Consider the following 16,219-nt stretch of genomic DNA (forward strand, 5'->3'; position numbering starts at 1 on the left):
CATGAGCATCATCAACAAGGCAGCCGCCATTGGCGGCGGTGTCATTGGCGCCGGCTGGGTGGCGCGGCTGCTGCTCAACGGCATCGACGTGTCGATCTTCGATCCCGATCCGGAGGCATCGCGCAAGGTCTCGGAAGTGATGAAGGGCGCGCGCCGCGCCTACAAGCAGATGGTTCCAGGCGGCCTGCCCAGGGAAGGCAGACTGACCTTTGCCAAGACCATCGCCGAGGCGGTGGCCGACGCCGATTTCATCCAGGAGAGCGTGCCGGAGCGGCTCGACCTCAAACACCGCGTGCTGGCCGAGATCGACCTTTATGCGCCGGCGAACGCCATAGTCGGCTCGTCTACCTCCGGCATCAAGCCGACCGACATGCAGGTCGCGATGAAGAAGCATCCGGAGCGTCTGGTTGTCGGACATCCCTTCAACCCGGTCTACCTGCTGCCGCTGGTCGAGATCGTCGGCGGCGAGCAGACGTTCCCCGAAGCGATCGAGGTTGCCAAGGAAATCTATGCCTCGATCGGCATGAAGCCGGTGGTGATCCGCAAGGAAATCGAGGCCTTTGTCGGCGACCGCCTGCTCGAAGCGGCCTGGCGCGAGGCGCTGTGGCTGATCAAGGACGGTATCTGCACGGTCGAGGAACTCGACGACATCATGCGCTATGGCTTCGGCCTGCGCTGGGCGCAGATGGGCATGTTCCAGGTCTATCGCGTCGCCGGCGGCGAGGCAGGCATGCGCCACTTCATGGCGCAGTTCGGGCCGTGCCTGAAATGGCCGTGGACCAAGCTTATGGATGTGCCGGAGTTCAACGACGAGCTGGTCGATCTTATCGCCTCCCAGTCGGACGACCAGGCGCACGGCCTGTCGATCCGCGAGCTGGAAAAGATCCGCGACGACAATCTGGTCGCGATCATGGATGCTCTGTCGAAACAGAACAAAGGCAAGGGCTGGGGCGCCGGTGCCTTGCACAAGGACTATACCAGGCAGCTGGCCAAGCTGGCAGCGAAGAAGCCGGCCGCATCCAGGGCCGCCGAAAAGGCCAAGGCATCCAAGCCGGTGAAGAAGGCGGAAAAGCCGAAGAAAAAGAAGAAGGGCTGAGGACCATGGATTTCGGTCTCTCGGAGGAACAGAAGCTCATCGTCGAGACGACGCGCGCGTTCGTCGAGAATGAGCTTTACCCGCATGAACGCGAGGTCGAGCGCACCGGCGTGCTGCGCCGCGAGTTGATCGAGGAGATCAAGGTCAAGGCAATCGAAGCTGGGCTCTATGCGGCCAACATGCCGGCCGATGTCGGTGGCGCCGGCCTCGATACGGTGACCTGGCTGCTCTACGAGAAGGAACTCGGCCGCGCCAACTATGCGCTGCACTGGACCTGCGTCGCGCGCCCCTCCAACATCCTGCTCGCCGGCACGCCCGAGCAGCGCGAAAAGTACCTGTTCCCGTGCATCCGCGGCGAGAAGTGGGACTGCCTGGCGATGACCGAGCCCGGCGCCGGCTCCGACCTGCGAGGCATGAAGGCGACCGCGGTGCAGGACGGCCACGACTGGGTCCTTAACGGCACCAAGCATTTCATCTCCCATGCCGATCTTGCCGATTTCGCGATTTGTTTCATGGCTTCGGGCGAGGAAGAAACGCCGCGCGGCAAGCGCAAGAAGATCACCGCCTTCTTCGTCGACAAGGGCACCAAGGGGTTCACCGTGCGCGACGGCTACCGCAACGTCTCGCATCGCGGCTACACCAACGCCATCCTCGAATTCGACGATTGCCGCCTGCCGGCAAGCCAGGTGCTGGGTGAGGTCCACAAGGGCTTCGACGTCGCCAATTCCTGGCTCGGCGCCACGCGCCTGCAGGTCGGCGCCACCTGTCTCGGCCGCGCCGAGCGGGCGCTCGGTCATGCCATCGAATATTCCGCGCAGCGCCAGCAGTTCGGCCAGCAGATCGGCAAGTTCCAGGGCGTGTCGTTCAAACTCGCCGACATGGCGACCGAATTGAAGGCGGCGGACCTGATGGTGTTCGAAGCCGGCTGGAAGTACGATCAGGGCACCGTCACCGATCAGGACATGGCCATGGCGAAGCTGAAGGCTACCGAAATGCTCGCCTTCGTTGCCGACGAAGCCATCCAGATCCATGGTGGCATGGGGCTGATGGACGACCTGCCGTTGGAACGCATCTGGCGCGACGCCCGCGTCGAGCGCATCTGGGAAGGGACGTCGGAAATCCAGCGCCACATCATTTCGCGGGCGCTGCTGCGCCCGTTCGGGGCTTAAAAAGAAGAGACGGGGAATATGCACAAGCTTGAACGTCTCCTGCGCCCAAAATCCATCGCCGTGTTCGGCGGGGCGCAGGCCGCTGCCGTCGTCGCGCAATCGATCAAGATGGGCTTTGTCGGCGAAATCTGGCCGGTGCATCCGAACAAGGACGAGGTCGCCGGCCGCAAGGCCTATCGCTCGGTCGCCGAATTGCCCGGGGCGCCCGACGCCGCCTTTGTCGGCGTCAACCGGCATCTCACCATCGAGGTGATCAAGGCGCTGGCTGAGCGCGGCGCCGGCGGCGCCGTCTGTTTTGCCGCGGGCTTTCTTGAGACCGAGGCCTATGACGATGACGGCGAGCGGCTGCAGGCCGAACTGGTGGCTGTCGCGGGCCAGATGCCGATCATCGGCCCGAACTGCTACGGCCTGATCAACTATGCCGATGGCGCGCTGCTATGGCCCGACCAGCATGGCGGCATCAGGCTGCCCGAAGGCGCCAAGGGCGTCGCCATCATCACCCAGTCCTCCAACATCGCCATCAACATGACGATGCAGAAGCGCGGCCTGCCGATCGCCTTTCTGATGACCGCCGGCAACCAGGCGCAGACCGGCCTGTCGGAAATGGCGCTCGGCCTGATCGAGGATGAGCGCGTCACCTCGCTCGGCCTGCACATCGAAGCCTTCGATTCGGTAGCCGGCTTCGAGAAGCTGGCGGCGCGCGCGCGCGAACTGAAGAAGCCGATCATCGCCATGAAGGTCGGTCGCTCCGAACAGGCGCGGCAGGCGACGGTCTCGCACACGGCATCGCTGGCCGGTTCGGACGCTGCCTCGGGCGCCTTCCTGCGGCGGCTCGGCATTGCGCGCGTCGATTCCATCCCCGCCTTCATCGAGGCGTTGAAGCTTCTACATGTCACCGGGCCGCTGCCCGGCTACCGCCTGTCCTCGATGAGCTGCTCCGGCGGCGAAGCCTCCGTCATGGCCGACAGCGCCGAAGGGCGCTGGGTCAATTTCCCGGAGCTCACCAGCAAGCACCGCGCCCATGTCAAATCGACGCTCGGGCCGCTGGTCGCGGTCGCCAACCCGTTGGACTATCACACCTTCATCTGGAACAACGAGCCGGCGATGACCGCCACCTTCACCGCCATGGTGTCGGGTGGTTTCGACCTCAACATGCTGGTGCTCGACTTTCCACGCCCCGACCGCTGCTCGGTCACCGACTGGTGGGCGACGCTGCGCGCCTTCGAATCGGCGCTGAAGACCAACAAGGCGCATGGCGCGATCGTCTCGTCGCTGCCGGAGAACCTGCCGGAGGAATACACCGCCGAACTGATGGCGCGCGGCATGGTGCCGCTGTTCGGCATCTCCGAGGCCATGGATGCCGCAGGTGCGGCAGCCTTCATCGGCTGGGCCTGGGCCGAGCCGCAGGCGCAGCCTATCGACACGTCGGCTGCAGGTGCTGCCGGCGGCGATCATGTCACCCCTGACGAGGCCGAAGCCAAGGCGCGGCTGATCAAGGCCGGCTTGCCGGTGCCGAAGGCAGAACGTGCCGCCAATGCCGTAGAGGCGGTGATTTCGTCGATGGCGCTCGGCTTCCCGGTGGCGCTGAAGGCGCTCGGCGTCACCCATAAGTCGGAAGTCGGCGCGGTGCGGCTCAATCTGAAAGACGCCGAATCGGTCAGCACGGCGGCGCATGATCTGCTGCCGCTCGGCACCGGCCTCTATGTCGAGCGCATGGTGCGCGACGGCGTTGCCGAGTTGATCGTCGGCTTCACCCGCGATCCGATGTTCGGCGCGGTCATGACGCTGGGCACCGGAGGCGTGCTGGTCGAGCTGTTGCGCGACAGCGTCACGCTGATGCTGCCGGCGACGCGCGACGACATCGAGGCCGCCCTGCGTGGCCTCAAACTGTTTCCGCTGCTCGACGGCTATCGTGGCCGGCCCAAGGCCGATATCGGCGCTGCCATCGACGCCATCGCGGGCATTGCCGGCTTCGTGCAGACGAATGCCGGAGAGATCGAGGAACTCGACATCAATCCGCTGATCGTCTGCGCCGAGGGCAAGGGCGCCTGGATCGCCGACGCGCTGCTGGTGCTGGGAGAGAAGAAGAATGTCTGACGTCATTTCCACCCGCCGCGAGGGCACCATTCTCGAGGTCACGCTCGACCGGCCCAAGGCCAACGCCATCGACCTCAAGACCTCGCGGCTGATGGGCGAGACCTTCAAGGCGTTCCGCGACGATCCCAGATTGCGCGTCGCCATCGTCAAGACCGCCGGCGACAAGTTCTTCTGCGCCGGCTGGGATTTGAAGGCAGCCGCCGGTGGCGACGCGGTCGACGGCGACTATGGCGTCGGCGGTTTTGCCGGCCTGCAGGAGCTGCGCGACATGAACAAGCCGATCATTGCCTGCGTCAACGGCATGGCGGTGGGCGGCGGCTTCGAGCTGGCGCTGTCCTGCGACCTCATTTTCGCCTCCGACCATTCCTCCTTCGCCCTGCCCGAAATCCGCGCCGGCACGCTGGCTGATGCCGCGACGATCAAGCTGCCCAAGCGCATTCCCTACCATGTCGCCATGGACCTTCTGCTCACCGGCCGCTGGATGGATGTGGCGGAAGCGCATCGCTGGGGCCTGGTCAACGAAGTGCTGCCCAAGGACAAGCTCGAGGAGCGCGTCTGGGAGATCGCAAGGCTGCTCGCCAGCGGCCCGCCGCTGGTGTTCGCCGCGATCAAGGAGACGGCGCGGGTGGCGGAGGCGCTGACCTTCCAGGACGCGATGAACCGCGTGACGCGCCGGCAATTGGCGACGGTCGATGCGCTGTATGGCTCGGAGGACAATATGGAAGGGTTTCGTGCGTTCGCAGAAAAGCGCGACCCGGTGTGGAAGGGGAAGTAGCCTCTTTACCCTCCTCTCGATGGGGAGGGTCGGACCGAAGGTCCGGGGTGGGGTGATGCGCCACCACCCCCCCCCCGCCGCGGCGCGGGGACCTCCCCCATCAAGGGGGAGGTAAAGGAGCTGCATGACCGACTACAAAACCCTCATCGACGCGGAAACCTGGGCCTTCATCGAGAAGACCAACTCCTACTATCCTCCCGACACGATCGACTACACCATCGCCCAGCAGCGTGCGATCTATGACAGGATGTGCCGCGAGTTCTTTGCCGGCTATCCCGATGGCGTGACGGCGGAAACGACAATCATTGCCGCCCACGACATCCCGATCCGCATTTATCGCAGCGCGACACCGGGCCATGCCGCGATGGTGCTTTACATCCATGGCGGCGGCTTCATCCTCGGTGGGCTGGACAGCCATGACGATGTCTGCGCCGAGCTGTGCGCCCGGACCGGCTTCGAAGTGGTCTCCATCGACTACCGGCTGGCGCCGGAGCATCTGCACCCGGCCGCTTTCGACGATGCTTTACGTGCCTTCGAATGGGCAGCCAAAACCTACGACCGCCCTATTCTGCTGTGCGGCGACAGCGCCGGCGGCAATCTCTGCGCGGCTGTTGCTCACGCAACGCGTGGCCATGCCAAAAAGCCGATCGGCCAGGTGCTGATCTATCCGGGCCTCGGCGGCGACCGTTCGAAGGGCTCGTATGTCACGCACGCCGAAGCACCGATGTTGACCATGCGCGATCTCGAATTCTACAAGCACATCCGCACCGGCGGCGCTGACGGTACTGGTGACATCACCTTGTCGCCGCTCGCCGACACCGATTTCACCAAACTGCCGCCAACCGTGCTGATCACCGCGCAATGCGACCCGCTGTCGTCCGACGGCGAGGCCTACCGCGACCGCATCCTTACCGCAGGCGGACACGCCAGCTGGTCCGAGGCGCCGGGGCTGGTGCATGGCTATCTCCGGGCCAGGCACACGGTCGGCCGTGCCCGCGCCTCCTTCAGCCGCATTGTCGAGGCGGTTTCCGTGCTGGGCAAAGGCGACTGGATCTGGTGATCCGGCTCAACCGCGGACAAAGGCGATCAGTCCCTCAGCCATGCGATCGTTGAATTCCTGACGAAAGCGATTCTTCTTCAGCCATTCAGGGTTTGAGCCGACGGTCTTGTTGGCATCCACGACAACGCCTTTGCCATCGACAATGAAATAGTCGATGGCGCCGAAATCCAGATTGAGCCTTTGCCGCACCGCCAGCACCTCCGGCGGGACGGCGCCGCCCACCTCATTGCTCAGGATTTTTGAGCCGGCGCACAACACATCGTCGTAGACCTGCCGCATGTTGATCTCGGCGCCGAGCAGGAACATGTAGCGGTGCTTGACGATGGGCAGGTCGAGGGTTTCGAAGGCGAACCTTTCCACCATCAGGCGATTGTTGCGCCATACATCCGGAGGAACCTCGCCGATCGTCTGGTAGACCTTATAGGGCGGGCACAGGCGGTCCTTGTAGCCGGGTTCGAAGAGCTTGCGGATGGCATGCGCGCTCCTGGTCAGGCCGTTGCGATGCTGCCACCAGCGCTGCTCTGGTCGGCCCCTGGAGTTGAGGACGGTCTTGACGACAACCGGCCCCTCGTGGCTGTCGCCTGCCTCCAGCTTCAGTGTCGAATAAAGGTGCCGGTGGATGGACAGCGCGCGGCCATTGATGGTGCGGTCGTAGAGGTGGCCGAGCCCGCGGTACGTTGGCGGCACGATTGTCAGGTCGACATGCAGAAAGGCCACCGGCGCCCGATCTCGGCCGGCTGGCCGGTCGAGCAGGCGCACTTTCAATCCAGCCTGTTCCAGGTAAGGCAGCAACTGCGCGATGCTATAGCTCCGCACCAGTCGGAAATTGCGCAGGCTCTCTACATAGACATCGAGATCGGCGGCAGACACCGAACGCTATTCCTTGATATCGACGCCCGAGAAATCATGGTGATCAAAGGGGTCCATGACATAGCCCGTCACCTGTTCGCGCATCGGCATCGAGACCACGGAGTGGGCGATAGCGACCCACGGCATCTGCTCCCTGAAGATCGTTTGCGCCTGCGAATAGAGTTTTGCGCGGGCAGCGGGATCGACGATCCCGGCTGCCTGCTTGAGCAGATCGTCGAAGGCCGGAAAACACCAGTTGGCACGATTGGTGGTGCCGACGCCGGCACAGCCAAGCGGCACGGACAGGAAGTTGTCGGGGTCGCCATTGTCGCCGGTGAAGCCGAACAGCATGGCGCCGTCGCGGTCGCGTGACTTCGAGCGGGCAAGGTATTCAGTCCACTCATACGTCACGACTTCCACGGTGACACCGATCTTTGCCAGGTCGGACTGGATCATTTCGGCCATACGCTGCGCATTCGGGTTATACGGACGCTGCACCGGCATCGCCCAGATCTTCATGTGCAGGTCTTTTACGCCGGCATCGGCGAGCCCCTGCCTGGCGGCAGCGGGGTCGAAGACATGATCGGGGCTCGTCTTGTCATAGGCCCAGGAGGTTGGCGGCAGCGGATTGCGTGCGACTTCGCCAGTGCCGCGGAACACGACGTCGACCAGCGCCTGCGTGTCGATGGCAATGGCGATCGCCTTCCTCACCCTTGGATCGTCGAAGGGCTTCTGCAAGGTGTTGAAGGCGAGGTATCCCGTATTGAGGCCCTCCTGCCGCATGACCTTGATTCCGGGCGTCGCCTTGATCGCCTCCAGGTCGGCCGGATTTGGATAGGGCATGAGATCGCATTCGCCGGCGCGCAGCTTTTCCATGCGAATGCTGGCATCGGTGGCAATGGCGAAGACGAGATCGTCGATCTTCGGCTTGCCGCGCCAGTAGTCCCGATTGGCCTTGTAGCGGATGACTGCATCCTGCTGGTAGTCGACAAGCTGGAATGGACCCGTCCCGACCGGCTTCAGCGCCAGGTCGAGAAGCCGCTTCTCTGCGACGAGCTTGTCGGCATATTCCTCGGAAACGACCGAAGCGAAATCCATCGCCAGGTCGGCAAGCATCGGCGAATGCGGCGCCTTCAGCGTCATCACCACAGTATGGTCGTCAAGCTTGCGCCAACCGGCGACAAGATCCGGCATGCCGATGCCGTCGAAGTAAATGTACTGGCGTTTGGCGTAATTGTTGAACGGGTTCTGCGCGTTGGCCTGCCGGTCGAAGGTAAACAGCACATCATCGGCGTTGAAGTCGCGGCTCGGCGTAAAACCCTCGACGCTGTGGAACTTCACGCCGTGCCGCAGGTGGAATGTGTAGGTGAGGCCGTCGTCGGAAATCTCCCAGCTGTCGGCAAGGCCGGGGCGCACCTTGGTGGTGCCGGGCTCGAACTCGACCATGCGGTTGTAGAGAGCGGTGGCCGAGGCGTCGCGGGATCCGGAGGCGAGTGCGGGATCGAACGTATCGGGGCTAACCTCGGTGCAGTAGACCAAGGTCTTGGCTACGGATTGATGGACCGGCAACGCACATGGAAAAAGCGCCGCCAGCAAGAGAACGAAGTGCCTGCGTGTCATGATCCCCCCAGGGTTGGGAAGACGCTAGCAGAAGCCGGCACTGACGGTAAGTAAGCCGGCCGGTCTTTCGCGCGCCAAGACTGTTTTCCACCTTGAGTTGACACAAGGAATTGGCCGCGCCTCTGTGAAATGGCGGACAGACCCGGCCGCCGTTTCGCATGAACCTTTCCGCTCCAGCCTGCGACTGACGACCAGGCGCCGCATGGTGCGGGCCGGAAAGGATGCCCCCATGACCAGGACCCTAGAGGCTCCACGGTCTCCGGGACCAACGCAAGCTCAGCGCGACCACCGCCTTCGGGATGGAGTCGATGCGCTGGGCTTTCGGCTGATTCCGTTGACCCTGCGCAGGAGCAGGCGTATCGTGAAGATGAGGAAAGCAGACAATTCGATCAGGGACGAACGTGCCGGAACGCCGCGCCTTGCCCTGTTTCGCGCGGCCGGACCGGATGTTCCTCCCGAAAACTTCGGGGGGAGTTTTATGTCCTGCGATCGCGGCGCGTCCATGTCGTCTCCAAGCGGCGGTTTGCGCCGTTCGCTCCATCTAGCCGGCGGTTTGCTTGCCCTGGCGCTGAGCGCCACGCTCTGGTTGGACACAGCCGCCCAAGCGCAGGAAACCCAGATCATCTATCCCGGCTCGATGGCGGTCACCGGATTTTCCGGCACCGTCATTCCCAATTTCGACTCTGCCGATTCCGAAAGGGGGGGGCTGCCGCCCGGCGTCGACCCGGTCGACGAAACCTTCATCGACACGACGCGCGCCACCTTGCGCGTCTTCGACGTTTCGGCGCTCGGCGGACCGGCTTCCGGCCAGCTCGTCTACACGCCGCCGCCTTTCGAGGTGACGGCCGAACAGATCGGCCAGGTATTCGCCATCACCTATGATGACGGTATGCGCGACGGCGTTCCCTCGGGCGTCCCCAATCTCTATGCCGGCGCTACCTCGCTGCACGGCATCCGTATCGTCACCCCGGACGAAGATGCCGACGGTCGGCCCGAGCGACAGCGCCGCGGCACCGCAGGCGCCGTCTTCATGGACGGCCAGTTCGGCACCGAAAGCGGTGGCGGTCCGGGCACGATCTGGAAGATCGACGGCATCACCGGCGCGGTCTCCAAATTCGCCGACATTGACACCAACAGCGGTTCCGGCATCGGCGACATCAGCTTCGACAGCAATCACCGCGAGTTCTTCGCCAGCGATCTCGACACCGGCCTCATCCACCGCCTCGACGCCAACGGCACGCTGATCGACACATTCGATCACGGCGTTGCCGGGCGGCCGGCGCATGGGCTGGCTCCCGTCGCCGATGACGGTGCGGTGATGGACATACAGGGTGCTGCCTTCGACTCGGAAGACCCCGACACATGGGGCTACACGCAGGACGAACGCCGCGTCTGGTCCGTCGCCTATCATGGCGGCCGGCTCTATTATTCGGTCGGCGAAAAGGCCGAGATCTGGTCGGTTGGCATTGCCCGCGATGGCAGCTTTGCCGGTGATCCGCGCTGGGAGCTGACGGTCAAGGCCGACAAGGACTACGCCGTCACCGACATCGCCTTCGACAACCAGGGTTTCATGTATCTGGCGCAGCGCGGCCCGGTCGAGAATCGCTACGATTACAGCCAGTTCGCCGATTCCGGCAAGGGCGAGGTCATCCTCTACTGGCGCGAAAACCCGGACGATCCGGCGACGGAATCGGTCTGGGTGGAAGAGCCGCAGGAATATGCCGTCGGCTTCCCGCAAGGCAACCGGCAGTCGGCCGGTGGGCTCGACCTGCAATATGGCTATGACGCCGACGGCAATCTCGACACCGGCGTGTGCACCGACACGCTGGTCAACACCGGCGACAAGCTGCGCGACAGCCCGACACTTGCCGACCAGCTCGCCGCCGGCGGGCCGCTTGGCGTGCACGGCGTGCAGATCACGCCGACGCCGTTGGTCAAGCCGGCCAACGTGCCGCCTTTCGGCTCGTGGTTCGTCGACTTCGACGGCTATTTCGAAGACCCGGAAGTGGAAGGCCATGTCGGCGACGTCGAGGTCTGGCACCCCTGCGAAGGCCGGGCCGGCTATTATGAAGAGATCCCCGGCGGTTATCTGCCGCCGTTCTATCCGCCGGACTTCCCACCGCCCGGCGATCTGCCTCCGTGCATCGATGTCGAGGATGTTCAGTTCTACTGCACGCCTCGCGGCCTCCAGGCCGACCTCTATCTCCATGACCATGCCGGCTTTGGCGGCGATTCGATCAAGGTCCAGTCCATGACACCAGGCGTCGGGGTGACATCACCCCAGTCGCATGCTCCCGGTAAGCCTTACACGGTCGACATCACCGGCCATTCTCCGGGCGACAGAGTCGATGTTGGACTTTGCTTCTACAGGCAGTCCGACAAGGACAAGGGTGGCTACTACCCTTGCTGCAAGATGACTTTGCCGCTCAGAACCCCAGCCGTCAGCTGCGAACGTTGAGGAGGGGAAGATGAAAAATCTCGCACTTTCCCCGACCGCGAACAGCAGTCAATCCAACGTCATGGAGACCATCATGAAACCCCTGTCATATGCCAGGCGCGGCGCGCGCTGGCTGATGGCGGCCGGTATCGCGGTCGCCATGTTCACCCCTGTGGCAAGCCACGCCGAAGATGCAGTCCCGATCACTCCGGAACTGCGGCTCGACCTCGACAATTCAAAAATCGTCAATCCGAGGCCGGAACGGATCGTGCCGTTCTTCACCAAAACAGGCACACAGAGGAGCTGCGACTACGTCGTCTACTCCCTGAGCTTTGGCCTGCGCGGCGACTCGCAAGGCTTTGCCGACCCAAGCTTTTCGGCCAGGCTGAAGAAACTCCAACTCGACTTCAAGGATCAGCTTCCGCACGGTCTTGCGATCGTCAACGTCAACGTGTCCGGCGACGGCACGGATGCGTCTGGCGGACCGCTGCCGGGTGCGACAATCAGCACCTCGGCTAATCCGAACGATACGGCAACGGTTTCCGATTTCCGGATTTCCACCACCGATCTCGACGGCGCTGGGGCTGGCAATGAACGCGTCATCAATTTCAAGATCACCGCCAAGATCGACCATGCGGCGTTTCCTTCGCCGACCATCGTCGACAACCAGGGCATGATCAAGGTGACGCCGGGCGTCGGCACGGGGGCCATCATCCCGTCGCAGGATCCGGGCAAGCCCGACGACGGCGACTACAAGACCGGGGCCAAGACCTCGATCAAGATCGACCTCACCAACTGTGACAAGCGGCCTCCGCCTCCCGACCGGGAATGTTTCAAGGTGGAGCGCGGCACGGTCGATTGCGTGCAAGGCGGCGGCGCGTTCATCTACCACATGCCTGTCGGCCCGGAGATGGGCGGAAAATGGGTGCAGGTATCGACGACGACCCCAGGCATCACCATCATCCCCGACACGCAATTGGTGCCGCCGGGCGGCGGTGTGCTGAACTGGAAGATCGCCGGTGCGTCGCCCGGCGACGTCATCCACCTCATCGTCACCGGCATCGAGACCTATGCCGGCCCGAAGGAGGGCTGGGGCCTGTGCTGCACACAGGCCATCGACATCGTCATCCCGCGTGACTTGAGATGTCCGCCCAAGGACAAGGAACCGGACCTCAAGGTCGAGAAACGCGCCGACGTGACGCGTTGCACGATGGGCGGCGGCTGCGACTTCACCATCAAGGTCACCAATGTCGGCGACGGGCCGTATCACGGCAAGATCGTGCTCGATGAGGTGACGCTGCCGGCCGGCTCGACTCTGGATTCAGGGCCCAACCCGCCCTGGGTATGCATGCCCGGCGTGACCCCGATGACGTGCACCTATCCGGTGACCACGCTCAATCCGGGGGCCTCCATCAACCTTAAGCTCGGCTTCAAGCCGGCGGGTGGTTGGCAAGGCAGCGCGTTGCGCAACTGCGCCACCTATAATTACGGCGCCAGCGGCAAGCCGCTGTTCGGCAGCCAGCAGAACGATCGCGGCTGTGCCTCGATCCCGATCTGCCGGCGTGGCGACCGCGACCGCGATTGCCGGCCCCCGGTCGACAAGAAGGTCGACCTGATCCTGAAGAAGCGTGCCCGCATCCCGATCTGCACGCCCGACGGCATCTGCTACTTCGTGATCGACATCATCAACAATGGCAGCGTCCCCTATAATGGGCCGCTGACGGTTATCGACAATTACCCGGGCGGCGCGCCGGCCTCGTCGACCTTCGGCCCGTCTCCGCCCTGGACATGCGGACCGAACGGTCCCGGCCAGTTCCGCTGCGACAATGCAGGCATCGTGCTGATGCCGGGCGCCTCGACGCCGATCGTCGTCAAGGCGGTCATGCCGGCCGGCTACCAGTCGGATTCGGTCGAGAACTGCGCGGCGCTGAAGCCCGTCCCCGGTGAGGTCGACCTCACCAACAACAAGGACTGCGCCAAGGAACGCTTCCGTCATCCCAATGGCGGCAAGCCGACCCTACGCATCACCAAGGTCTGCAATGGCTCGCTCGCCGGTGCGGCGGTGGTTTCCTGCCGCATCACCGTCATCAGCCTTGGCACCTCTGCCCCCACCGGTCCGGTGCGGGTCAACGATGCTGCCACGCTGATATCGGGTGGCGCGCCGGTCCAGATCCAGACCGTCACACCCGACGGTGCGGAATGGGCCTGCGGAGCGGTTCCGGCCAATGCGCTGTCATGCCAGATACCCGGCGCCGCGATGACGCCCGGAACCTCCAGGCACTTCGACGTGACGGTCTTGGCCAATGGCGCGTTCGAGAACTGCGCACGCGGCTCATACGGCCCGGCCCCTGGAGACGACGTCGTCTACCCGATCGGCCAGGCCTGCGCCAAGGGCGGCGGCACGTCCACCATCAGCGTCAAGAAGACCGGCGATGCCGAGTGCCAGCCGGGGCAACCCTGCTCGTTCGAGATCACCATCACCAATGATGGCCAGACCGCCTTCTCCGGTCCGGTCCGCATCGGCGATGCGATCGGGGTGGACGGGCTGGGGCGGCTGCAAGGCGTCGCGATCACCGCGATCGAACCGCCCTTTGGCTGCTCGCCCGAACCGACGACCTTGCCGTTGACCTGCATTGCCAACCTGACGCTCGGCGCCGGGGAAAGCCATGTGCACAAGGTCACCGTGGTCCTTCCCGACGCTCCCCTGGTCAATCTGCGGGGCAACGTCAGCGGCCAGAACTGCGTCGGCGTCTTGTCTCCCGACACCAGGGTGCAAGGCGGCGGCGACGTACTGCCCGGCGACCTGACCAACGTCCAGGGCGATCGCGGCAAGGCCTATGCCTGCCATCCGTTCACCATCAAGCGCGAGGTGAAGAAGGAATGCTCGCCAGGCTTCGTCATGAACGATGCCGGCCGGTGCGTGTGTCCGGAAGGCACGACGTTCCGCAACGGCCAGTGCTCGCCCGACGGCGGCGTCATCATCCAGCCGAAGGATCCGAGGCCCTGCGTGCTGCTCAAGGGCCAGATCCGCACCGAGGATGGACGCTGTGTCTGCCCGCGCGGAACCGAGCTTGAGAACGGCGCTTGCGTCAAGACCGACAAGCCTGGCTGCACCATCCCCGGTTCGGTCCCGACGTCGGACGGCAATGGCTGCTACTGCCCGGAAGGTACGCATCTCGACCGACAGGCAAATGCCTGCGTGCGCGACAAGCAGAAGCCTCAGGAGTGCATCATACGCGGCCAGGTTCATGACGCCGATGGCGATTGTGTCTGCCCGCGTGGGACAGAGGTGCGCAATGGAGCCTGCCGGCCGATCCGGCCAAAGCCTGAACAATGCTCGATCCGTGGTCAGATCCACAACGCCAACGGCGATTGCGTCTGCCCGGACGGCACAGAAGTCAGGGGCAAGGTCTGCCGGCCGATCCGGCCGAAGCCCGAGCAGTGCTCGATCCGCGGTCAGGTCCACGACGCCAATGGCAATTGTGTCTGCCCGCGGGGTACCGAGGTGCAAGGCAATGCCTGCCGGCAGAAGAAGCCTGTGCTGGAACAGTGCGACATACGCGGCCAGGTGCACAACAAGCGCGGCGAGTGTGTTTGCCCGCGCGGCACCCAGGTGATCGACGGCGCATGCCGCAAGCCGAGGCCGCAGGTGGGAGACTGCGCCCCGGGCTCGCAGATGGTCGGTGGCCAGTGCGTGCCGATCATCAAGCGGCGCTGCCCCGAAGGCACGGTTGGTCGGTTCCCGAACTGCAGGGCGATCCGGCAGCAGCCGTCGCTCGATCCGACCCTGTTGCTCAATCCAGGTGTCCTTCAGCAGTTCATACCGAAGCGCACGCCGCAGACGCAGGTACAGCCGCAAAGGGATCCGGCGGCCAACTTCAAGCCATAGGATCTGGATACGAGTCAAAATTCAGAACCCCGCCGGAGCGATCCGGGGGGTTTTTCTTTCAGCGCGATCGCGGTCCGCCGCATCTCGTCGTCGAAATGCCGGTGCAATCTTCCTCGGACACCGGCAAGCCGATGTCGCCCGACGGTCCTTCGATAAAGCCGTCCAGCGACGGAATAGACGGTCCTTCTCATCTGAGCTCTCGTTTCTGTTTTCGCCAATCAGGCCATACCGGAAGCGAGGCCGAGCAGGTAATGAGCCGGGCCCGCTCCTAGCCAGCAAATACCGACTTTCCCTTTTCGGGATCATGGTCTAGGCAGACGTTTGGATCGCGCCCGCAAACAGGGCGCCCAAAGGGGCCGCATCATGAGCAGGAAGACCCTGATCGCGCCATCGGTGCTGGCGTCGAATTTCTCGAAGCTCGGCGACGAGGTCGAGGCGGTGACGGCGGCCGGCGCCGACTGGATCCATCTCGACGTGATGGACGGGCATTTCGTGCCCAACATCACCTTCGGCCCGCCGGTGATCAAGGCCATCCGCAACCGCACCAAGGCCTTTTTCGACTGTCATTTGATGATTGCGCCGGCCGATCCTTATCTGGCCGCCTTTGCCGATGCCGGCTGCGACGGCATGACCGTGCATGCCGAGGCCGGACCGCATCTCGACCGCTCGCTTCAGACCATCAAGGGTCTCGGCAAGAAGGCCGGCGTATCGCTCAATCCGGCGACGCCGGAAAGTGCGATCGAATATGTGCTCGACAGGCTCGACCTGATCCTGATCATGACCGTCAATCCGGGCTTTGGCGGCCAGGCCTTCATCCCGGCCATGGTCGACAAGGTCAAGCGGGTGAAAGCGCTGATCGGCAACCGGCCGATTCGCATCGAGATCGACGGCGGCGTGTCGCCGGAAACCGCCCCCCTGGTCACATCAGCCGGCGCCGATGTGCTGGTGGCAGGCGCCGCAATCTTCAAGGGCGGCAGCGTCGAAGCCTACCGGGCCAATATAGAAGCCATCCGAACCGCGGCCGACCGGGCTGCCGGCTGACATCAGTTCCAGGGCAAGTTCCCGGCTGGTCGGTTCTCCTCGGCCTGATCTCCCTGCCTGATCCTTCGATCTCCCAAAAAGCCGTCAACGGGTGGCAGCCGCAAGGGCATCGCGGCAAGCGACAGGATCGCGGCATCCGGCACTAGTTTTGGCCCATAAATCTAGTGGATAACTGCCGAAGGGATC

At 64.0% G+C, this 16,219-nt stretch carries 10 protein-coding genes; 8 read left to right on the forward strand and 2 right to left on the reverse strand.

From position 1 onward, the window contains the following. The first annotated feature begins 1 nt into the window (after position 1). The 5 genes from NKI06_RS05440 to NKI06_RS05460 all read left to right on the forward strand — a co-directional run bounded on the left by NKI06_RS05440 (position 2) and on the right by NKI06_RS05460 (position 6,197). Positions 2-1,096, forward strand: coding sequence for a carnitine 3-dehydrogenase (locus tag NKI06_RS05440; protein ID WP_023831232.1), 1,095 nt, complete (start codon positions 2-4; stop codon positions 1,094-1,096). Positions 1,097-1,101: 5 nt separating this feature from the next. Continuing rightward, positions 1,102-2,265 (forward strand): acyl-CoA dehydrogenase family protein, encoded by a 1,164-nt coding sequence (locus NKI06_RS05445; RefSeq protein WP_023694246.1) that lies wholly within the window; start codon positions 1,102-1,104, stop codon positions 2,263-2,265. Positions 2,266-2,283: 18 nt separating this feature from the next. Continuing rightward, positions 2,284-4,362 carry an acetate--CoA ligase family protein gene (locus NKI06_RS05450; RefSeq protein WP_352984378.1) on the forward strand — a complete coding sequence of 693 codons (2,079 nt, stop codon included), beginning with the start codon at positions 2,284-2,286 and terminating at the stop codon, positions 4,360-4,362. Beyond that, positions 4,355-5,137 (forward strand): carnitinyl-CoA dehydratase, encoded by a 783-nt coding sequence (locus tag NKI06_RS05455; protein WP_023831230.1) that lies wholly within the window; start codon positions 4,355-4,357, stop codon positions 5,135-5,137. Before NKI06_RS05450 ends, NKI06_RS05455 begins: the two co-directional genes overlap by 8 nt. Before the next feature lie 124 nt (positions 5,138-5,261). Then, positions 5,262-6,197: an alpha/beta hydrolase gene (locus NKI06_RS05460; RefSeq protein WP_352984381.1), complete on the forward strand. Its 936-nt coding sequence runs from the start codon at positions 5,262-5,264 to the stop codon at positions 6,195-6,197. A 6-nt stretch (positions 6,198-6,203) separates the two neighbouring features. Here NKI06_RS05460 and NKI06_RS05465 read toward each other — a convergent pair whose 3' ends face one another. Continuing rightward, positions 6,204-7,067, reverse strand: coding sequence for a hypothetical protein (locus tag NKI06_RS05465; protein ID WP_352984382.1), 864 nt, complete (start codon positions 7,065-7,067; stop codon positions 6,204-6,206). A gap of 6 nt (positions 7,068-7,073) precedes the next feature. Beyond that, positions 7,074-8,666, reverse strand: coding sequence for an ABC transporter substrate-binding protein (locus NKI06_RS05470; protein ID WP_352984384.1), 1,593 nt, complete (start codon positions 8,664-8,666; stop codon positions 7,074-7,076). A gap of 202 nt (positions 8,667-8,868) precedes the next feature. Between NKI06_RS05470 and NKI06_RS05475 the strand changes: the two genes are divergently transcribed. The 3 genes from NKI06_RS05475 to rpe all read left to right on the forward strand — a co-directional run bounded on the left by NKI06_RS05475 (position 8,869) and on the right by rpe (position 16,033). Continuing rightward, the gene (locus tag NKI06_RS05475; protein ID WP_352984385.1) at positions 8,869-11,124 is read left to right on the forward strand and encodes a hypothetical protein; all 2,256 of its coding nucleotides are present in this window, start codon (positions 8,869-8,871) and stop codon (positions 11,122-11,124) included. A gap of 10 nt (positions 11,125-11,134) precedes the next feature. After that, a complete protein-coding gene (locus NKI06_RS05480) occupies positions 11,135-14,992 on the forward strand; it encodes a DUF7929 domain-containing protein (RefSeq protein WP_352984386.1) in 3,858 nt (1,285 codons plus the stop codon). A gap of 363 nt (positions 14,993-15,355) precedes the next feature. After that, entirely contained in the window at positions 15,356-16,033 is a 678-nt protein-coding gene (rpe, locus tag NKI06_RS05485; RefSeq protein WP_023729671.1) for a ribulose-phosphate 3-epimerase, read from the forward strand. The last annotated feature ends 186 nt before the right edge of the window (positions 16,034-16,219 follow it).

This window comes from Mesorhizobium sp. M0772 (assembly GCF_040320135.1).
Taxonomy (GTDB): domain Bacteria; phylum Pseudomonadota; class Alphaproteobacteria; order Rhizobiales; family Rhizobiaceae; genus Mesorhizobium.